11 protein-coding genes are annotated in these 17,762 nt (G+C 43.9%); 4 read left to right on the top strand and 7 right to left on the bottom strand.

Translation table 11 applies throughout. From position 1 onward, the window contains the following. Positions 1 to 296 precede the first annotated feature (296 nt). Positions 297 to 554: a hypothetical protein gene (locus tag AC4II3_RS01670; protein WP_488029156.1), complete on the top strand. Its 258-nt coding sequence runs from the start codon at positions 297 to 299 to the stop codon at positions 552 to 554. Positions 555 to 732: 178 nt separating this feature from the next. Here AC4II3_RS01670 and AC4II3_RS01665 read toward each other — a convergent pair whose 3' ends face one another. After that, positions 733 to 900 carry a hypothetical protein gene (locus tag AC4II3_RS01665; protein ID WP_488015385.1) on the bottom strand — a complete coding sequence of 56 codons (168 nt, stop codon included), beginning with the start codon at positions 898 to 900 and terminating at the stop codon, positions 733 to 735. Between the two features lie 173 nt (positions 901 to 1,073). On the opposite strand from AC4II3_RS01665, the gene AC4II3_RS01660 reads away from it, so the two are divergent. After that, positions 1,074 to 1,493, top strand: a complete 420-nt coding sequence (locus tag AC4II3_RS01660) for a helix-turn-helix domain-containing protein (protein ID WP_488015383.1) — start codon at positions 1,074 to 1,076, stop codon at positions 1,491 to 1,493. Between the two features lie 22 nt (positions 1,494 to 1,515). Here AC4II3_RS01660 and AC4II3_RS01655 read toward each other — a convergent pair whose 3' ends face one another. Further along, entirely contained in the window at positions 1,516 to 2,289 is a 774-nt protein-coding gene (locus tag AC4II3_RS01655; protein WP_488015381.1) for a DUF928 domain-containing protein, read from the bottom strand. A 380-nt stretch (positions 2,290 to 2,669) separates the two neighbouring features. Here AC4II3_RS01655 and AC4II3_RS01650 point away from each other — a divergent pair, with 380 nt between their 5' ends. Beyond that, positions 2,670 to 4,016 (top strand): IS200/IS605 family accessory protein TnpB-related protein, encoded by a 1,347-nt coding sequence (locus AC4II3_RS01650; protein ID WP_488015379.1) that lies wholly within the window; start codon positions 2,670 to 2,672, stop codon positions 4,014 to 4,016. 64 nt (positions 4,017 to 4,080) lie between these two features. Here AC4II3_RS01650 and AC4II3_RS01645 read toward each other — a convergent pair whose 3' ends face one another. From AC4II3_RS01645 to AC4II3_RS01625, 5 genes are all read right to left on the bottom strand, one after another. Beyond that, positions 4,081 to 6,651 carry a CHASE2 domain-containing protein gene (locus AC4II3_RS01645; protein ID WP_488015377.1) on the bottom strand — a complete coding sequence of 857 codons (2,571 nt, stop codon included), beginning with the start codon at positions 6,649 to 6,651 and terminating at the stop codon, positions 4,081 to 4,083. A gap of 476 nt (positions 6,652 to 7,127) precedes the next feature. After that, on the bottom strand, positions 7,128 to 8,030 hold the full coding sequence (locus AC4II3_RS01640; protein WP_488029622.1) for a sulfotransferase family protein: 903 nt from the start codon (positions 8,028 to 8,030) through the stop codon (positions 7,128 to 7,130). 390 nt (positions 8,031 to 8,420) lie between these two features. Then, entirely contained in the window at positions 8,421 to 10,967 is a 2,547-nt protein-coding gene (locus AC4II3_RS01635; protein ID WP_488016071.1) for a glycogen/starch/alpha-glucan phosphorylase, read from the bottom strand. Between the two features lie 54 nt (positions 10,968 to 11,021). Continuing rightward, positions 11,022 to 12,725 carry an RNA-guided endonuclease InsQ/TnpB family protein gene (locus AC4II3_RS01630; RefSeq protein WP_488016073.1) on the bottom strand — a complete coding sequence of 568 codons (1,704 nt, stop codon included), beginning with the start codon at positions 12,723 to 12,725 and terminating at the stop codon, positions 11,022 to 11,024. 214 nt (positions 12,726 to 12,939) lie between these two features. Then, positions 12,940 to 13,200, bottom strand: coding sequence for a hypothetical protein (locus tag AC4II3_RS01625; protein WP_490722762.1), 261 nt, complete (start codon positions 13,198 to 13,200; stop codon positions 12,940 to 12,942). Between the two features lie 98 nt (positions 13,201 to 13,298). Here AC4II3_RS01625 and AC4II3_RS01620 point away from each other — a divergent pair, with 98 nt between their 5' ends. Further along, positions 13,299 to 17,738 carry an nSTAND1 domain-containing NTPase gene (locus AC4II3_RS01620; RefSeq protein WP_490722761.1) on the top strand — a complete coding sequence of 1,480 codons (4,440 nt, stop codon included), beginning with the start codon at positions 13,299 to 13,301 and terminating at the stop codon, positions 17,736 to 17,738. Positions 17,739 to 17,762: the final 24 nt, after the last annotated feature.

The raw sequence follows: 17,762 nt of genomic DNA, 5'->3' as shown, positions 1-17,762 counted from the left end.
GGGCTAGATTACTTATAGAGTCTGCGTTTTAGATTATTTCGTCGCCCCCTCAGCTCACTAATATTAGTATAAATTATCAAAAAATGCGATGCTCTGAAATAGGCGCTATGGGATTTACCTTAGGCTACGCTACGCGATCGCTAATACAAAATCAAGCAAAAAATACTAAAACAATAGTTTTAAACTATACCCCAAAAATAAAAAGGTATTAATTTATTTTTTTTGAAAAATACTTGACAAAATAAATAATTATTTATTACCATAAAAATGTCGCCAATACAACAACAAAAAACATTATGGACATCGAAAACTTTCTCCCAAATTTTGAGTATAATCCCAACAATCCTAATCTCCCTGAATTATTTGGCCAACCTCAGCCAGGACGGGAGCAAATCAAACATGTATTGATCGGTTCTCCCAAAACTGTGCGGGTCACAATCTATAATCTTTATAGCCGTGGCTACGCCCAAGTTCATGAGTGGAGCACTCCTCAACCTGTCGGAAATTCTGGTGAGGTGATCAGTATTTTGATTCGACATCTGTTGGTAGATTAAGATAGCAACTTGCCAGGGACTCTAATCCCTGGCGACAGGTCAAAATTCAGGATAAAGTATGAAGTCTGAAGTCTAAAACCTAAGTTGGTATGTTGTTGATTGGGATAATTTCCTAATAAATTGGTGAACACATAGTCAAGGATCCTAGGGCTCTTGACTATTACAAGAAATAATTCGGTCAAGGATTGGAATTAACCAGAACTTGACCGAATTTTTTTTGTTGAGAGAACAGGGAACAGGGAACAGGGAATCGGGAATCGGGAATCGGGAATCGGGAATCGGGAATCGGGAATCGGGAATCGGGGAGATGTTGCGTAGGGTGTGTTAGGGGCGGGCTTGCCTTCATGTTCAACTTCTTCGCGCCTGAAGCCGCCCCGTAACGCACCAACCAAAGACTTGTGACAATGCAATAGTTTTTAACCACCCTTACCACGCTACTCACCTATTAAACCCATTATTTGCATTTTATCCAAAATCGTGTTAACATAACAATATCGTTAAAGCAATGGTTTTACCGCCATGATGATTTCTACCGCACAAGCCGCTGAATTACTTGGTATCTCTGCCACTCGCGTCCGTTTCCTGTTGAGCAAGGGCAGAGTCAAAGGTGCTTATAAGGTCGGTAGAACTTGGGTAATTCCCTTATTTGATGGCATGCCAGTAGTAACCCCTGGTACTCGCGGACCAAAGCGGAATTGGTCAAAGCGCACAAATTACACTAAAGCTGTCATCCACGTTAATCAAAAAGTGATTCGCCAAAATCACAACACTGGCGAACGCAATCCCGTGATTACCGTAAAACGAGGCTCTAAAAACACTTACGGTCATACGGTCGAAGTCAATGGCCCCTGTCGGGTGATGTATCGCCCAGATAATCCTCTACACTGTGGAGCACGGGTATGGATTGAGACGATTTCTGACTTTAAGGTGATCGCCTAAGCCGTTCTGGATTTAAACTCAACTACTCCCGACAGATCAAACTTTCCTGGGCAATTTTGTCCAATTCAACGGCTTTCAACAATCGGGACCAAGCCTCAGTAAAAGTATAATTTTGTGGATTACTACAACGAAGTTTAGCTGATTCATTCAAGGCATCATACCAAATGCCATTTTGAGCATAAACTGTAATTAGCTTCTGTGAGGTTTTATTATCTAAGTGATCCTTAAACTCTGGCAATTCAACCCGTTTCAAAAATCCTTCAATAAACAAAAACGAGTCATTGTCAAACAAATCTGGGGAATTACAATCAAGGATCAGATACCAGCGATACCACTTACCAACCTCTAAGGAGTACGGAAGAGGTATGCTAAACACACCAGACCGACTTGGCAAAGTAACAGGGAGATATTTTGGAGCAAGCTTGGTCTGAGTTGTTAAATCCTGCAAGGAAAATTCCCCATAAAGCACCCTCTCAACACTTTCAGATTCATAGGAAACATGAACCCAGATAGTTGGAGACTCATTAACTGTCCATCCCCTACTATCGTTATCGATCACAGGTGTCACGCTTAGGTTTCCTCCCGTTTCAGAAACAGCCATAGGACAATCTCCACGACTACCTGTACCTCGCCTACGTCCGCTCGGGGCATCACCTGAATAATCTGGCTCTTTAAACTCTACTGCTATAGATTCAGACCTATTGCCAGTAGATTCCATCAATTGCGCTGGTGCTGGGTAGCTCGTGAGAGTCGTCAGAGCAAACGCAATTCCATAAAGCAGTTTAATTTTAACCATTGTCAACTCCGATGCTTTTGCCAAGGAAGATGGTAGCTGGGTATCAGAAGTTCCCTTTTGCCATCAATCCTAGTGTCACATCTGATTTGAACAGTAATACGACGCATTCCTCCACCTCGTTCAGGTGGGGGTTAAGGAGTAGCTAAATTCTTTGGCTCCTAATCCAACGCTCCAGGAACTCTCCAACGCTCACTCCAGACTCTTTAGCTGAAATCTGCAACCACTCCCAAGAAGAAGGAGTAAGCATTATATTATGCGCTTTCTTGATCTCGTCATAGTGAACCGGGATTCCCCTCATTCTTTTTTGAGATTTTTTGCTACTTGGGCTTGACATCACTAGAATATCCACATATACTAAAATTAGAGTAACAAAGGGACAGATGAAAACGCCAACCAAGATTATCCGTACAGACAAATGGAGGCTTAACCCGACTAATAATCAGCGTATACTGCTGTGTGAAACGGTCGAGGTTTACCGTCATGCCTGTCGGTACTTAGTTGGGATCATCTATACTCACTGGGAGGAACTTGGAAGTTTAACGACAGATCAATTGACCCCTGCTGTCGAAAAATTAATGCATCAGACGGCTAAGCGTCCTAGCGTTAAATACCCCCAGTTCAATAAAACCTTTTATAAATTTCCCAGCTACTTACGTCGAGCTGCGATCGCATTTTCCGCTGGCCAGGTTAGTAGTTTTGTCACTCGTTATAGAGATTGGCAGTCAGGGAACAGAAAAAGAAAGGATGCTAAGCCTCCAAGATTAAACGCAAATACCGATTGTTATCCTTCTCTTTATAAAGGGCAATGTTATAAACTACATGGCTTCAATGCAGTAGAAATCAAAGTATTTAATGGCTCTGATTGGATTTGGAATGACATTCAAATTACTGGGTTAAGAGAGCGCCACTTGGTAGCATCCAATAAAATGATGTCTCCTTCTCTAGTAATAAACAATAGAGGATATCATCTATCAGTTCCATTTGCCTGCAAGCCAGAGAAAAGGAAACCGGAATCCAATGTTACAGCAGTTGATCTAGGAATCAACACAACGGCTACGGTAGCAGTCGTAACTCACAGCGGCACTGTAATCCATACTGAATTCGTTCATCCAGGAAGAGACATAGACCGCCGAGACAAAAGACTTAAGTCCGTATCTATGCGGGCGTCGAAGACTATGGGTAAAGGCGGAAAACTTCATAAAGGGTTCTGCTCTAAAACCTACGACAAATGCCGAAGAATCAATCATCAAATAGGCCATATTGTTTCAAAGCGGATTATTGAGATTGCTAAGGAATTTAACTCTGAAGCCATAGTATTTGAAAATCTTAAAGGTTGGAAACCCAAGGGCGGCAAAAAAAGATCGAACCTGAGGCAAAAATTCCACGGATGGCTCAAGTCCAAAATTCGCGATTTCACCGAAATGAAATGGAATGAACTAGGCGGAAAAGTTATAGAAGTTGTGGCAGCTTACACTTCAAAGTTAGCCTATGATGGTTCCGGCGTAGTCAAAAGGAATTCAAAAAAATACTCTTTAGCCACCTTCGCTTCAGGTAAGCGTTTCAATGCAGATTTAAATGGCGCTTACAATATTGGGGCTAGAGGTGTGTTTAAACTCGTTGGCAGAAATGGCCACGAGGGTCGTTCCAGCAAAAGATCTGGACGACCACCTAGAAGCTGGGTCTGCCTGTGTGATTTATGGGTTAGCGGTAATCCTAAATTAGCATAGGACACCACCACCTGGCCGTAGGCCACGCTACGCGAACGGCGATAGCCAGGTGGTGGAAGCTTCATTATGGTGTATAACGCACTACCAGAACCATACCCACCGAAGTAAGCACCAATACCATTCCTGATGGAACCAACGGTATCCAACCCCCTTCCAAGATAAACAGATAACAAATGCCATACAAAGCACCAAGTGCCACTGCCGTCGAGATTACCAAGCCACTTAGGAAATGCATACCCCTAGCCTGGCCTGAGCGGAATCCCATTACCAAACCAATTACACTTCCCACCACAGACCAACCCCAAATCCACAGCACTTCTGTTGATTCTGACCAAACCCACAACAAGGGTCGATTATCCAGAACCGCACTCAGGATTTGACTTACCATATGTCCTTGAATCACCACTCCTGGTGTTCGCTTATGGCTCAGGGGCTGACTCGGACTGTAAGGGGTGAGCCAGTAATCACTACTGGTATTAATTGCACCGGCTACACCAACAAGAATAATCCGACCCTTCAGTTGGGACCTGCGCTGGGCAGGAATCTCATCATTGAGAATATGACCAACACTGACGGTTAGGGCAATATCTTCAGGAGAGCGATGGGAACGGTAATTTAGCAAGATTTGTCTACCTGCTGCATCCACTCTGTGGTAGCCACCGGTATAGGAATTTAATTGCTTCAGCACAACGGTTTTACCTTTACCCAAATGTGGCGCATCAATCCACAATTCCTGATTTGATGTGTAGCCCCATTCGATACCCTTACCATGTAGATAGTATAGGGCTAGTAGCAGGCTAAGGTTATTCTTCGCAGTACACTTATCCGTCAGGTCTGGTGAGTCCAGAGATAACAGATGGCGACGGAGGATTCCCCCCTGGTCAGGTAAAGCATCACTAAAACTAATCCGATCTGGCCGAATTTCCAGCGGTGGAGAAATCCCTTCGGTGTCCCCAGCCTTAGCATCTTTAACTTTACAGATACCAAATAGATTCTTTTGTCCCAGGTAAGTTGCTAGTTTAGGGTAAGCTGGATCCACCGGAAAATCACGATAGATATCTAAGCCAATCGTTATCGGTTCATACTCCTGGAGTTTCTCAAATAGCCGAGTAAGAGTATAGTCTGATAACGATGCCCCATGCTTCGGTTGCTGTTCCTGATTTTTAATATCCTCTGGGGTAGCCTTAACAATCAACAGACGCTCGTCCCGTCTTTCATAGGGTCGTTGTCGCATCAGTTGGTCAAAAGCGTTTAGTTCAAGCCCTTCCAATAGTCCCAACCACCGCAATCCCATCACCAAAGCCATGGCGAATACACTAGCCTTGAGTAACAAACCGCGATCGCGCCATAGTGACCGAATCGGAAACGAATGGGATGGTTTGTCGGAGCTCGTTTGGTCTGAAGGAGTAGGAGAGGTACTGGGTAATGAAGTTTGACCCTTTGCTACAGGTGCCGATGGCATCATGTGTTGAAGGTCTGAAGAGGTTTGTGACCCATGAGCCTGACTGGAGCTACCTGAAACAGAAGCCAATTGATTGCGATCGCGCAACTGTTCCCAAGTCGGCGGCACAACAGCCGGATTTTGGCAAATCACTGGCAACCAGCTAGCACCAGGATAGTTATCTTCCCACCCTTGCAACCGTTCCCTAGTTTCCCGCACCGCCAGATATAAGGATTTTCCACCAGCAAATGCGGTTAAAAAGCACTTCAAAAACTCCTGTGCCACTCGATCCGGTACCGGTTCCCGCATCACAATCAACTGAGGAATATGTAAATCAGCCAATTCCCGTGCCAATCCCAAGCCATCGCAAGAGTTGAAAATTGCCAGTCTCAAACCATTCGTAATAGCTGTTCTCAGAGCATGCTTTAACTGGGAAATCGTTAAGCTATCAGTTTGATTAATACTTATGTAACTGGTTTTAGCATCAGCCCCACTCCCGCTATGTCCCGCAAAAAACAGGATATCCCATCCCTGTTCATCCCAAAGCTGGTGGTTAAGCTCTTGGCGTTGTGGCTCCACCACAAAAACCGTTTCCGCCTCCGGTAACTGCTCAAGTAAAGCGCGGTCTTTTTCAACCTCAATCCCTTCACTATTTCCTAAAATTCCTAATACTCTAACCTGACCCGTTGACTCTCGATCTGGTGTCGTGACTGGCTCATACTCTTGGCTACTCAAGGCCACTTCTGTCAGGGGGTAATCTTCAAATAAACGCCACAAATGCCAAGGAAATCGTCGCACTTGGTCATCTTCCGCTTCGATAATCACCCTAATTTCTTCAGACGGCATGAGTTTAGTTCGCACTCGCCGTTCAATGTTGCGAAATTCTTCAGCATTGAGCCAGGTATTAATTTGCTCTTCTAACTGTTGAGACAGATTCCTAAAATCAGGTTGTGAAACATTAGTGATACTAACTTTATTAATTTCCAGACGGCGATCGCAGCTGAAGCTTCGGTAGAGTGCTGCATACATTAATTGCCAGCGTTTGTAGAGTAAGGGCAGTTCCGGTGCAGCAGGCAAACCTCCAGTAAACTGCATCAGACTACGATGATCCCTTTCCCAAAGTTGAGCGATAACAGTAGGAAAACCTTCCTGACAATTACCATTTCCCAGTTTTAAGACTACTAACTGACTCATGGATAATAGTTTGTCAGGGTTAAGTAAGGTCTAAAATTTCAATAGTTGCTTCGAGTTTACTGTTTATGAAGGTCTGACCATTAAAACTATGGCGATAGACTAACATTACTTAGTGATGTTTGTCAACTCCTAAATGGTATAAAAATGCTATAGTATAGTTCGGAGATTTTATATCTAGCTTTATATCTAGCTTGATCCACAGCTCACTGATTCAGCCATCTTGGGATATCAGAAAAATCAGCTTTTAAGCCAAACTTTAGTTGTCACGTGACCGTAATTTATGGTAAACTGTAAAGCTAGTGACTAAAAAAACAATGGGCGATTAGCACAGTGGTAGCGCGCTTCCTTCACAGGTCAGAGGTCGCTGGTTCCAAACCAGTATCGCCCATTAGTAAGCATATGCTGATAGCACCTCAAGTAGCGTGCGCGTAGCGCTAATCGCTGTTCGCTGATAGCTGATAGCTGATTACTTACACTCAAACAGTTAACCAAACCGAAAGGTCTCGTTGAATCAAATCTTGGAGTTTGAGGATATCATCACGATAAAAGTCCAGCAACTGTTGCCGTTCCTCTTTAGAAAGAGCAGCTTTTTTCTTATCAGTTGAGTTCATGTTGATTAGCGCTGAACGAACAGTTTGCCTCACCTCCAGCGGCAGGATGTACTTTAGTCCAGAAGCCACCATAGTTCGGAAGGGATTTTGTTTCCGCAACAGATCATTAACCAATTTTAGTTTAGGAACTTGAGCCACTTGAGCTTTTTTCGATACATCCGGGATAAAGGTTTCATCTACTCCAATGAATCGATACATATCCTGGATCAAAGCCACGGGATTTTTACATAAATCATCGTAGAGATAAACTTTGATTTTATCTGGATTAAACGTTTCCAAAAAATGTCTTAATTGAGCAGTGTAGAGTCCTTTTTTTAGGGTAAATGACCCCTGAGATCGAAACTTCAGCTGTTCTGATAACGGTTGAACCTTACCCACTACATCCGTCGCTTCCCGAACGTGCATTAAATAATCTGAATAAGCTCGGTCTACGGGATTTCGGAGAATAGCAATCAGTTTAACATCGGGCAAATAGCGCAATATTAGCTCAGACGATGATTTATAATGAAACAAATAATTAGGGGATGCTTCTCCAATCGCTATTTCATCCTTAACGTCTTGGAAAAGTTGACAATATTTTTCAAAGGTATCAATTCGATTTTTGTTAGGAGTTATTAGGTCTGGCGGTAACGTTTCCCAATCTTTTTCCAAAAAATTGGTTTCCTTAACCGGACTCATATAAACTTGAGGGTGTTGGGTTAAGTAATTATAAATAGAAGTTGTTCCTGCCTTCTGCACACCTATAATTAAAAAATTGGGTAATTTCATTTTATTTCTGGGGGGAATCGGGAATCGGGAATCGGGAATCGGGAATCGGGGGGAGATGGGGAGCTAGCCGTAACCCACCTTCTTCAAATTTCGCCCCTGACTAGTGACTAGTGTAATTAGCTGATGTGGCAAACCGCTATAAGTTCCTACTGAGATAATACCCACCTTGAAAGTGGATATCACCAAACATTATTAAGAAACTACTATCAACAAAGTACTATAGCGCTGAGGGTAGGGAGTAGGGAATCGGGAATCGGGAATCGGGAACAGGGAACAGGGAAAAAATCCTGTGTACTTCATAGCTATGAAAATGCTATAACTCCCTCCAATCTCCCCATCTCCCCACCCTCCCGACTCCCGACTCCCGACTCCCGACTCCCGACTCCCTAATTAAGGTAGTTCACTGAGTCGCTTCAACCCAGCAGAGTCCTGGTCGTACTCGTCTAGGTCAACGGAAATCGGCTCAACATTCCATATTTCCTGACAATACTCCCGAATCGTGCGGTCTGAAGAAAATTTGCCCATATTGGCCGCATTGATAATCGAAATGCGAGTCCAGTGATCCTGATCCCGATAGGCTTGGCTTACTTGCTTCTGGGTATGAACATAGGACTGGTAGTCTGCCAACAGCAGGTACTGATCCTCATACAGTAGGGAATCCACCAGTGGCTTAAACAGGTCGGGCTTACGGGAATAGAAGTACCTAGAGCCAATCTGATCGATTACCTGCTTGAGCTCTTTATTGTTGTTATAGTATTCTTGTGGGTTATATCCCCCAGCCTTGAGAGCGTATACTTCCTCAGTAGTTAAACCAAACAGGAAAAAGTTGTCTGCTCCTGCTTCTTCTCGGATTTCAATATTAGCACCATCCAAGGTACCAATGGTTAACGCTCCATTCATGGCAAATTTCATATTGCCAGTTCCAGAAGCTTCCTTGCCAGCAGTGGAAATTTGCTCTGAAAGGTCGGCTGCTGGGTAAACCTGCTCTCCTAGGGAAACCGAGAAGCCTTCTAAGAAAACTACCTTGATGCGATCGCTTACATCAGGGTCATCATTAATAATCTCTGCTACTGAGTTGATCAACTTAATCACCAGTTTAGCCATGTAGTAACCCGGTGCTGCTTTGCCAGCGAAAATAAAGGTTCTCGGCAAGATATCGATAGAGGGATTCTCCTTGATCTGGTTGTATAGAGTAATGATATGGAGTACATTCAACAACTGACGCTTGTACTCGTGAATCCGCTTTACTTGAACATCAAACAGGGAATTAGGATCTACTTTAATATTGTTGTGTAGCAGAATATAATCCGCCAGGTTGTGCTTGTGCAGCTGTTTAATCTTGCGCCAGCGATCGCAAAACTCAGCATCAGTAACAAACTGCTCTAACTGTTTGAGCTGGTCTAGCTCAGTAACCCAACCCTCTCCAATTTTTTCAGTAATCAGTTCCGAAAGTTGAGGATTACTCAGCAATAGCCACCGACGGGGTGTAACCCCATTGGTCATATTAATAAACTTATTGGGCCACAATTGATAGAAATCTCGGAGCACATCCTTTTTCAGCAATTCCGTGTGCAGTGCGGCCACCCCATTAATAGCATGGCTACCTACGCAGGCTAAATGAGCCATCCGCACAGACTTCTCAGGTCCCTCTTCAATCAAGGACATTCGTCTGAGCCGGTCATCATCACCTGGATACTTGAGACGCACATTATCCAAGAAGCGACGGTTGATTTCATAGATAATCTCTAAATGCCTCGGTAAGAGTCTCTCAAAGAGGCTAACTGGCCAGCGTTCCAAAGCCTCTGCTAGCAAAGTATGATTAGTATAACCAAAAGTATTCTTAGTAATATACCAAGCTCGATTCCAGCTCAATTTGTACTTATCCAAGAACAACCGCATCAGCTCCGCCACCCCAATTGATGGGTGAGTATCATTCAGCTGAATCGCAATTTTCTCATGGAACAGGTCAAAATTACTATTAGTTCGTCGATAATTATTAATAATATCCTGAAGAGAACAGCTAACAAAGAAATACTGCTGCTCCAGCCGTAGTTGCTTCCCTTGGGAAGTGTTATCATTGGGATACAGGACTTTCGAGATATTCTCAGAATAAATCTTTTCAGTAACAGAACCGGTATAGTCGCCGCTGTCGAATACCTGAAAATCAAATTCTTCACTGGCACCAGCACGCCACAAACGCAGGGTATTGACTGTATTTTTCTTGTAACCAGGCACTGGTATATCGTAGGGAGTACCCAAAACCTGCCACTCCGGAACCCAACGGACCCGATAGCGCCCTTCCTCATCCTTGTAGGATTCTGTCTTACCCCCGAAATTCACCTCAACCGTTAATTCTGGGCGTCGGATTTCCCAAGGGTTGCCGAACCGTAGCCACTTGTCAGGACGTTCAACTTGACCACCATCAATGATCCGCTGGTCAAAGATACCGAATTCATAACGGATGCCATACCCAACAGCAGGAATTTCTAAGGTTGCCAGGGAGTCCAGGAAACAAGCAGCTAGCCGTCCTAAACCGCCATTCCCTAAACCAGGCTCAGCTTCCAGGATTTTCAGGTCATCTAGCTCCAGCCCAGATTCGTGGAGAGCTTGGCTGAGCCGATCATATATTCCCAAGTTCAGCAAATTGTTAGTGAGCTGGCGACCCATCAAAAATTCTGCTGACAGGTAATATACCGTTTTACTATTTTTTCGAGTATAGGTTTCTAAGGTTTTAATCCACCGCTGAAGTAGCCGGTCTCTTACCGTATAAGCCAGAGCCATATAGTAATCGTAGGGTGTAGCCAAAAACTGATTTTTGCCCTGGATATAATAAAGATTATCAGCAAAGGCTCGCTTAAGGGTTTCCACCGACATACCTGTGCGGTCATCTTCTACCTTAACCTTGATTTGTTGTGTGAGGTTGGTAGGTTCCTTCATAGTATGGCTCATCCTGACCAAAAACTTGTCATTCTATTATGGATTCTGATACATTTATGCGCTACAAAGCGATATATTATCGTCTTGTATGACAATAGCATCACTATATAAAGTGAAGGAGGTATCCCTCAAAGCTTTAAGCAAAATGCCTAAAGCACCGTTAAAATCACGATTGATTTCATGTCCACATTCTGGACATTTAAACAGTTTATTCCCACCCAGTTTTGGGTGAATATGTCCACATCTTGTACAAGTTTTGCTGGTAAATTCTTCTGTCACATCAATTACCTGACAGCCACTTAACTCAGCTTGATTTTTTAATACCTGTTTAAACCTATAATGTGACCAACTTAACATTTGTCTTGCCGTTTTACTTCTTATTTTTCGTTTTTTCTTTTTTGTCATCTTGCTTGTTTCAAAAGTGGGCAATAAGATGTATGAATAATTTTTACTCAACCAAGAAGCCGCCTGACGATGACATTCATCAATTAGGTTTCTAATTCTTTTTCGACTTCTTGCTGCCGCTTTTCTCATCTTTTGTCTTTGCCTTTTCGATTTGGATTTACCAATTTTACTCATTAGCCGATCCAGATGTTGGCATAATCTTGTTATTTTTCCTATATCCCCAACTCCAATTTCCAAAAATGATTGGCCATCAAATCCTGTCAGAAAAGTTCTCACTCCCGGATCTATTGCAATTATTCCATCTACATTATTAGTCTTTAGTTTTACTTCTTTTAAAAAAACCGCAAACCAATCCCCACACTTAGTTTTTATTATTCGTGTAGCATAAGCACTGCTGATCGGTATGGGTTCGCTACTTTGAAAATCTTTTCCTTTGGTTAATCTTGAATACCATTTACCCTTGGTGTAGTTGCTATTGTTAAATTTAAGTGTTTGCCTGGGAGCATGACAACTTCTAAATTTACAGTTTTTACTGAATGAGTAAGCTTGATGCGCATCAAATATTGCATTCTGTCTTATATGGCAAGGAGTTGCTTTCACCCATTCAGGTAACTCTGATTGCATGATGATATTGCGTAATTTTTGCTTACCTACTTTGCCATGTTTTTTTTGATAAGCAATGGCTTGATTAAAACAATATCTACAAGCTGCTACCCATTTATTCCACTCTTTTTTTAGATCTGAGCTTGGATAAATTTTGATCTTCCTCGACCTCAGTTTTATATTTACTGAGTCCATATAATAGTCGGCTACTGAAGCAGTGTAGGATGGCGATGATGTCTTCAAGCATTTCTGATTCTGGAGACAAGTTTTTCTCGTTGAGAACCAGGATTGTGCAGTTAAATTGCTCACCAAACCATTGATAGAAGTCGAAACCGAATTTTGCCAATCTGTCTTTGTGTGCGATAATAATTCTTGGGAGATTTCCTTGCATGACTCTCCCCAATAAGGCTGTAACTTTTTTTCTTTTGAAGTTAAGGCCTCCTCCGATTTCCCTATAGGTGCGCTTTCCGTGATGGCGTTCGCGTAGCGTGACCTACGGTCAAGGGATTGCTCGCCATCACGGGTCGCACCTGATGATTTCTGCTGTCGGGTACAAGTTACTGATGGCGGCAATTTTTCTATTAAGGTCAGATCGTTGATTTTTGGAACTAACTCTGGCGTAGATAACTGTGGCTCGGTCTTTTTCGATTCCAACAGTGTAGGATTCAACCTCATATCTTTTTTGTCCAGAGGGGGGATGGCTTTGATTTTACCTTCCTTCATTGTGCCATCGCACAAGAGTTCTGACATGAACTTCGAGTTTTTATGCTGCCTCAGAGGGCTTGACATATTTGGCTATTTTAATAACCTCAAACGCTTCTAAGCCATTATAACTTAATATATCCCTTGATGACGCAAATCTTAGATTTAGTTCTGCTCTTTTATCATAGAGTAAGCATGGACATTGCTCCTTGGTAAATTATCATTCTCTGTAGTAAAATAACCAATTTGTAACACACAGTTCCTACTTGAGTTGAGTGTCCTGCAAAGACTTGATCACAAACAGATTCAATGGGTCTTGACTAATCTCTTTGACATAGGACTCACTGAGATAGGAAGCATATTGGGGTTGTTTAGCAATATAGGTTTTGAAAAAAGCGGTACTAAGTGCCATCAGGTAAGGACGAGCGATAGCAGGATCTGGCCCAATCAATTCAGGTGGAACCGGTAAGACACCCTCTCCTTCCCCACCCAGGTAGGAAAAGTGAGTACCTCCTTCTGTCACCGACTACTCCCATTAACCCCAAGGGCTTAAGTATTTGAGCGAATTGACAAATGCTATAGTTTATGTCACCCTAATGAAAATTCCAAAACCTCGCTCCAATGACATCGGAATGGGAAGCCCTAATTGTTGGGATTAACCGTTATCCAGAATACACCAACTTTAACGACCTGACCGTTGCGGCATTAGATGGGGAAAATGTCGCTCAACGATTAGAGCAGTATGGCTATGAACCCTTTCGGATTCAGGACTTACCCCTTGGGTTGACCCAAAAAGGAGCAGGAGCACTACCGAACAGAGGAATAGTCAAATTAGAGGAATTAAGGTCAGCAGTCGCAAATCTGTTTAATCCTCCACCTCCGAACCAACCCCCAGAAACCGGCCTATTCTTCTTTTCAGGCCATGGCTGTAGACAAGAGGTGGATGGTATTGAGGAAGTTTTCTTAGTCACTAGTGATGCCTTTCCTGATGTGGGAATTTATGGCTATCCTCTGCGGGAATTAGGTGAGCAAATCGCAACTAGCCCAGTCAAACAGGTAGTGATTTGGTTAGATTGTTGCTACAGTGGCGAGTTACTAAGCTTGCTCCCATTTATCCCAACTGATAAAGCTTACTGCTTGATTACTGCTACTCGTTCCTTTGAACCGGGAATAGAAATTAGCCATGAACAAGGAGTATTTACCAGGGAGTTACTGGCAGGATTAAATCCGGAAAATCACCCCGATGGTATTGTTAATAGTCATAATTTGGGAGAGTTTATTGAGCAGCGGATGTCAAGGACTGGACAACGTCCTTTAATCGCTAACTCAAACCAAGCCATTTTACTGACTAGCCTGTTTCCGAAACTGAGCTTTCAGGATAAGTGCCCCTACCGGTCTCTGTCATATTTTACGGCTAAACCAGAGGATGCTCTGGTGTTTCACGGTCGCTCTAAGTTGACCCAGCAGTTAATTGAGCGAGTTAGAAATAAAGACCGTCTGCTGGTAGTGTTAGGAGCTTCCGGTAGTGGCAAGTCTTCCTTAATCAGAGCAGGATTATTGTATCAGCTGAAGTTAGGGCAGGCAATTGTTGGAAGCGATCGCTGGCATTATTTGGAACCTTTTACTCCTCAAAAAACACCAAAGCAAAGGTTACAGGAGGTGCTGGAAAAGGGGAAGCTTTTAGAGAAAAACGGAGAGGGTGTGGCTGATTCTGGTTATGATTCTGCCCCCCTAGCCCCCCAATTTTGGGGGGAACAAAACTTTCAAAGTCCCCCAAAGTTGGGGGATTTAGGGGGCTTTCCCCTCAGCAACGCCCAGCCAGAGAATTCTAGTGTTACTCCGGTGGTCATGATTATTGACCAGTTTGAAGAGTGCTTCACTATGAGTCAACCTGACCAACGGCTGGAATTCTTTAACGGTTTAATTGAATTATTAGATAATACCAACAATTTAATTGTGTTAATCGCCATGCGCTCTGACTTTCGGGGGCGGTTGCGAGACTATCCTCAATTAGTGGAAAAGATCAATAGACCATACATCAATGTTGACCAGTTGAACCGTCAGGAAATTGAAGAAGCGATCGCACTACCGGCGGAATTAGTAGGATTAGGGATTGAGGGCAGATTAAAACAGCAACTGATTAACGATGTAGAAGATTATCCTGGCAGCCTGCCCCTGCTCCAATATACTCTGACGGAATTATGGAAACAGTCAAGACAGCAGAAGTTTTTATACTTAGAGACTTATCAACAGTTAGGGGGAATTGAGGGAACTCTCGAAAAGAGAGCCAATCAGGTATTTGATAGTCTCTCACCGGAAGAACAAAGTGTGGCTAGGCGTTTGTTCTTGGAATTAACTCAAGTGGGAGATACTCTCGATACCCGTAGACGAATACACCTGGGGGAGTTAGTCAATTCTCACCACAGTTTAGAACTGCTCGATGCTGTTAGCCAGAAGTTAGCCAGTTCAGAGAACCGCTTGATTACTAGAAGCCATCAGGAAAATTCCCAGGATGTGGTTTTGGATGTAGTTCATGAAGCCTTGATTCGCCACTGGGGAAAGTTGGTGGAATGGAAGCAGACTTACAAAGAAGCAATGGTGATCGAACGCAAGCTGGAAGCGGCGGCAGAAGAATGGATGGAAAAGGGAAAGAAGCGTGATGATGCCGGTGTACTGTTACAAGGGGGGAGGTTAGTAGAAGCCCAGGAGTATTTAAACGAGTATTGCAAGTTGGGCATGTTGAATGGGCTAGCTGAGGAGTATATTCAAGTAAGCGCTCAGAAGCACAAGCAAATGACCCGTAACCGCCGGTTATTAGCGGTAGGGTCTGTTAGTGTGTTGGTATTGGTGATAGTTGTTTTGACAGCTTTTTGGTTGGAGTCTCGTAAACAGCAGAAAAAGGCAGAAGAACAGGGGAGAAAGGCAGAAGAAAGTGAAATTAAAGTCCTGATTCAACTTTCAGACACTTTTGTTGCATCAAAGCAACCCTTTGATGCTCTAAAAGAGAGATTAAGGGCAGCAGGAAAACTGAAAGAGGCGAATTGGCTAAAAGGTGATACTAGAGTTAAAGCGATCGCTAAGTTGCAGCAATCTCTCTATGGAGTGAATCAGTATAATAGCCTAGACGAACATAGCAGACCTGTTTATAGCGTCACCTTTAGCCGAGATGGCCAAACTATCGCTTCTGCTAGTGAGGACAACACCGTGAAACTGTGGAACCTAAAAGGCCAGGAACTGCACACCCTCATCGGACATAGCGAACCTGTCTATAGCGTCACCTTTAGCCCAGACGGCCAGACTATTGCTACTGCTAGTTTTGACAAGACGGTGAAACTGTGGAATCGAGAAGGCAAACACCTGCACACCCTCACTGGACATAGCGAACCTGTGATTAGCGTTGCCTTTAGCCCAGACGGCCAGACTATCGCTTCTGCTAGTTTGGACAACACCGTCAAACTATGGAATCACCAAGGCAAGGAACTGCACACCCTCACTGGACATAGCGAACCTGTGATTAGCGTTGCCTTTAGCCCAGACGGCCAGACTATCGCTTCTGCTAGTTTGGACAACACCGTCAAACTATGGAATCACCAAGGCAAGGAACTGCACACCCTCACTGGACATAGCGAACCTGTGATTAGCGTTGCCTTTAGCCCAGACGGCCAGACTATCGCTTCTGCTAGTGAGGACAACACCGTGAAACTGTGGAATCATCAGGGCAAGGAACTGCACACCCTCAATGGACATAGCGAACCTGTGATTACCGTCACCTTTAGCCGAGATGGCCAAACTATCGCTTCTGCTAGTGAGGACAACACCGTCAAACTTTGGAACCTAAAAGGCCAGGAACTGCACACCCTCATCGGACATAGCGAACCTATCTATAGCGTCACCTTTAGCCCAGACGGCCAAACTATCGCTTCTGCTAGTGAGGACAAGACGGTGAAACTGTGGAATCTTGAAGGGAAACCCCTGCACACCCTCACTGGACATAGGGCACCTGTCATAAGCGTGGCCTTTAGCCGAGATGGCCAGACTATCGCTTCTGCTAGTTTTGACAACACCGTCAAACTATGGAATTACCAAGGCAAAAAACTGCACACCCTCATTGGACATAGCGAATATATCACTAGCGTGGCCTTTAGCTATGATGGCCAGACTATCGCTTCTGCTAGTAGGGACAACACCGTCAAACTTTGGAATCACGAAGGCAAACACCTGCACACCCTCAAAGGGCATAGCGAACCTCTCATAAGCGTGGCCTTTAGCTATGATGGCCAGACTATCGCTTCTGCTAGTAGGGACAACACCGTCAAACTTTGGAATCACGAAGGCAAACCACTCCACACCCTCACTGGACATCGGGCATCTGTCATAAGCGTGGCCTTTAGCTATGATGGCCAGACTATCGCTTCTGCTAGTTGGGACAACACCGTCAAACTTTGGAATCTAGAGGGCAAACACCTGCACACCCTCACTGGACATCGGGCATCTGTCATAAGCGTGGCCTTTAGCTATGATGGTCAGACTATCGCTTCTGCTAGTAGGGACAACACCGTCAAACTTTGGAATCTAGAGGGCAAGCACCTCTACACCCTCACCGGACATAGCGATTGGGTCAATAGCGTGGTCTTTAGCTATGATGGCCAGACTATCGCTTCTGCTAGTAGGGACAACACCGTCAAACTTTGGAATCTAGAGGGCAAGCACCTCTACACCCTCACCGGACATAGCGATTGGGTCAATAGCGTGGTCTTTAGCTATGATGGCCAGACTATCGCTTCTGCTAGTAGGGACAACACCGTCAAACTTTGGAATCGAGAAGGCAAAAACCTGCACACCCTCACCGGACATAGCGATTGGGTCAATAGTGTGGTCTTTAGCTATGATGGCCAGACTCTTGCTACTGCTAGTAGTGACAAGACGGTAATTTTATGGAATCTCAATTTAGAGGATTTAGTGGCACAGAGTTGTGATTGGCTCCATGATTACCTAGTCACTCATGAAGAGGAAACAGAATTAAGGAAAATTTGTGGTAAAGCGCTACGCGCTAGGCAATAGGCAATAGGCAATAGGCAATAGTTT

The sequence above is a fragment of the Moorena sp. genome, assembly GCF_982860115.1.
This window is presented reverse-complemented; position numbering and strand designations above follow the sequence as displayed.